The following is a 3707-nucleotide window of genomic DNA, read 5'->3' as shown; positions in this document are numbered from 1 at the left end:
CGCGCCGTCGCCCGCGCGGGTCGGGTCGGCGACCGGCGCCTCCGGGCCGACCGCGTCCCGGGAGCCGGAGCCGCTCGGGCCGTCCGGGACGCCGGGACCGGCCGGGACGCCGGGACCGGCCGGGACCTCGGGGCTCGGGGGGCCGGGGTCCTCGACGTCCCTGCCGGCGACCTGCACGCGGCCCTCGGCGGGGTCGCTGACGAGTCCCGCGGCGTCGGTGACGGCGAAGGCGTACCGCAGCTCCCCGGACCAGCCGGGGGCGGGCCGGACGCGGACGGTCCCCGCGAGGGCGTCCAGCTCGACGGTCCCCCGCTCGGGCGGCACCGCGGCGAGCAGCGACCAGCGGAAGGGCCCCGTGCCGGTCGGCGTCGGGAGCCGGACCTCGACCGCCGTCCCGGCCGTCGTCGTGGCCGGAGGCGCGTCCGGCGTCGTCGGACGCACGAGGAAGACGGCGGTGGCGGGGGCGCTCCTGCGACCGCCGGCGTCGACCACGGCGAACCGGGCCGTCGCGACACCGCTCCAGCCCGGCGTCGGGTCGAGCACGAGCACGCCCGTCGCCGGGTCCAGCGACGTCGTGCCCAGCGCGGGGTCGGCCGGCTCGAGCAGGGCGAAGGAGAAGGGGCCCGTCCCGGCGGGCGTCGGGGCCGGGCTGGTGACCGGCGCGCCCGTCGGGCCGCTCGCCACCAGGGGGCCGGCGCCCGCCGCGGCGTCCGGCGCGACGTCGAGGACGAGCTCGACGGGCTCGCTCTCGACCCCGTCGGCGTCCACGACGACGTAGCGCACGACGGCGGTGCCCGAGAAGGTCCGGGCGACCTCGACGACCGCCCGGTCGCCCTCCAGCGCCACGGCCACCTCCGGGTCCGGTGCGCCCGCGAGGCGGTGGGTGAAGGGCCCGGTGCCCTGGGCCGCGGGCAGCGGCACGACGGCGGGGCGACCGGAGACGACCCCCGCCGCGCTGCCCGGCGAGCGCGGCGCGACCTCGACGTCGACGGGGGCCGGGGCGCTCGTCAGGCCGCCGGCCGTGGCGGCGTAGGCGGCCTCGACCCGCCCGCTGGCGCCCGGCGCCGGACGCGCCACGACCTCGCCGCCGTCGACCGCCACGTCGGCCACGGCGGGGTCGCCGCCGCGGACGAGCGCCAGCGCCACCTCCTCGGCGCCGACGACCTCGGGCGTCGCCCTCAGCGCCGGGGGCTCGGAGGAGGTCACCGCCCGGAGCACGACCGGGCGCGCCACCGGCAGCACGACGACGTCGACGACGGCCGGGCCGCCGGTGACCCCGTCGGCGTCGGTGGCCAGCAGCAGCAGCTCGTGCCGACCGCTGCGGCCCGCCGGTGCCAGCGCCACCTCGCCGGTGCGGGCGTCGACGGAGGCGCCGGGGGTCTCGCCGACGAGCGCGTAGGTGAAGGGACCCGTGCCGGTGGTGCGCGGCGCCGGTGCCCGGACCACCTCGTCGGTCGCGTCGCCGACGACGCGCGCGCCCCCGACGTGCGGGGCCACGCGGACGTCGACGTCGACCGGCTCGCTCTCGACGCCGTCGGCGCCCGCGACCGCGTACCGCAGGCGCGCTGCGCCGCTGAGCCCGGTGCGCGCGGTGACGGCGAGGACGCCGGTCGACGGAGCGAGGGAGGCGGTCACGGGCCCGTCGGAGACCGACAGCAGGCGGTAGGTGAACGGCCCCGAGCCGGTCGGCGGCGGGAGGGCCACCTCGACGGACCCCTCGCCCGCCGCGTCGAGGGCGAGGCGGACCTCGTCGCCGGCGGCGGACGGGCGCACCTCGACGACGACCGGTGCGGGGGCGCTCGCCGTCCCGCCCGCGTCGCGCACCCGGTAGGACAGCGCGGTGCGGCCGCTGGCGCCCGCCGCGGTGCGCAGCCGCAGCGCGCCCGTGCCCGGGTCGAGGGCCGCCTCCTCGACGAGCCCCGGGTCGCCCGGCGAGACGAGCTCGTAGGTGAAGGGGCCGGTGCCGACCGGTGACGACGGCCGCGGCGTGACGACCTCCTCACCGCTCGCCGCGGAGACCCGCACGGGCGGCGCGAACGGGCGGACGACGAGGGAGACGGGCACCTCGGGACTGCGCAGGCCATCGCCGTCCACCACCGCGGCGGTCGCCGCGAGCACGCCGCTGGCCCCTGCGGCGACGGTCGCGACCACCCGTGCCCCCGGGCCCGGCCGCACCTCGCCCACCGGGGACGGCGCGCCGCCGACGGAGACGACGACGGCGCCCGTGGCGTCGGTCTCCAGGTCGGCGGTCAGCTCGCGCTCGGCGGGGCCGGCGTCGACCTCCCCGAGGTCCACGGCCGCGACGCCCGGGGAGAAGCGGAGCACCGCGGACGCCCTCGGGTCCTCCGGCGCGGGGCCGTCGGCCGTGCTCGTCACGACGGCGGCGACGGGGCGCGAGCCGCTGCCGGTCGACGTCACGGGGACGACGAGCGGGGGCAGCTGCGCGCCGGGGCGGACGTCGGCCGCGGAGGACCACGTGCAGTCGAGGCGCGACGGCGCGCTCCCCGCGCAGTGCCACCCGTCCCCGACCGGCGACCCGGCGCTCGCACCGGCGGGCAGGTCGGCGACGACCCGCGCGGTCTCGCCCGCGGGCAGCGGCCCGCCCGTGGACCGGGCCCGCGCCGTCAGGGCGAGGCGCGCCGCCTCGCCCGAGGCCACCGGGTCGGCCGGTGCGGCGGCGTCCAGCGCGAGGTCGGGCGCCAGCGGCTCGATCGAGAGCACGCGCAGCGAGCCGATCTCGTGGACGTCGGTGAGACCGCCCGTGGACGAGCCCCAGCCGAAGCGGAAGGTCCGCGCGGTGGCGTCTGGGCGCGGCACCCGCACGACCTCCTCGCCGTCGACCTCGACGACGACCTCCGGCGACGGCGCGCTCTCCGGGTCGACCACGACGCGCGTCACCACCGGCGTCGGGCGGGTGGCGGTGTCCGAGCGCAGGTGCGGCCCCGGCCTGGGCTCCGCGAGGAGGCAGTAGCCGGTGGAGCCGTCCCCCGGCCCCCGCACCGACACGCGCCCCGCGTAGTCCCGCGGGAGCGCGGCGTCGTCCGGGACGAAGGCCGCGGGCGCGGTGCAGTCCCCGTTCCTCGGCTCCAGGGGCCAGTTGCCGTAGGCGTCGAGCCCGACGCCGAGGATCGCCCCCGAGACGCCGGGCACGTCGTGGCGGTTGGCGTACCCGAGCGCGCCCCCGAAGCCGCCGGGCCGGGTCAGCGGACGGTCGCCGTCGGCGAGGAAGAAGGAGATGCCGTCCGCGCCGTTCCCGCCGTACTGGTAGCTGGTGAAGGTGATGTCCAGACCGGCGCGGATCGGGAGGGCCTGGTCGTAGAGGACGAAGCCGCTGACGCCGTTCTCGGCCGGCGTCAGGCGCAGGGCGCCGGCACCTGGGGCGTCGGGCTCGGGCAGGCCGCAGCCGGGCACGGGCCCCACCGGCTCGGTGCCCGGCTCGGGCGCCGACGCCGCCGTGAGGCAGGGCGTCCACGTGGTGCCCTCCAGCGCCCGGGCCCCGCCGACGAGGTAGCGGGGGTCGCCGACGGACGTCCCGGAGAAGTCGTCCTCGAGCAGCAGGGTGCCGCCCGTCGGGTGGGTGCTCGCCACGCTCGTCGTCGTGCCCGAGGCGGGGTCCCCTCCGGACGCCGCCGCCGACGGCGCGAGCACGAGGCCCAGCGGCACGAGGGCGACGAGCAGCGCGGCCAGGCGCGCGCGGGCGGCGCCGG

1 protein-coding gene is annotated in these 3707 nt (G+C 80.3%); it reads right to left on the bottom strand.

Going from position 1 to position 3707, the window contains the following annotated elements; all coding sequences use genetic code 11:
• Positions 1 to 3707 (bottom strand): lectin-like domain-containing protein (locus HLB09_RS14480; protein ID WP_171204040.1); only part of this gene is annotated, 3707 nt, incomplete at both ends.

The organism is Pseudokineococcus marinus, from assembly GCF_013004605.1.
Lineage (GTDB): Bacteria > Actinomycetota > Actinomycetes > Actinomycetales > Quadrisphaeraceae > Pseudokineococcus > Pseudokineococcus marinus.
This window is presented reverse-complemented; position numbering and strand designations above follow the sequence as displayed.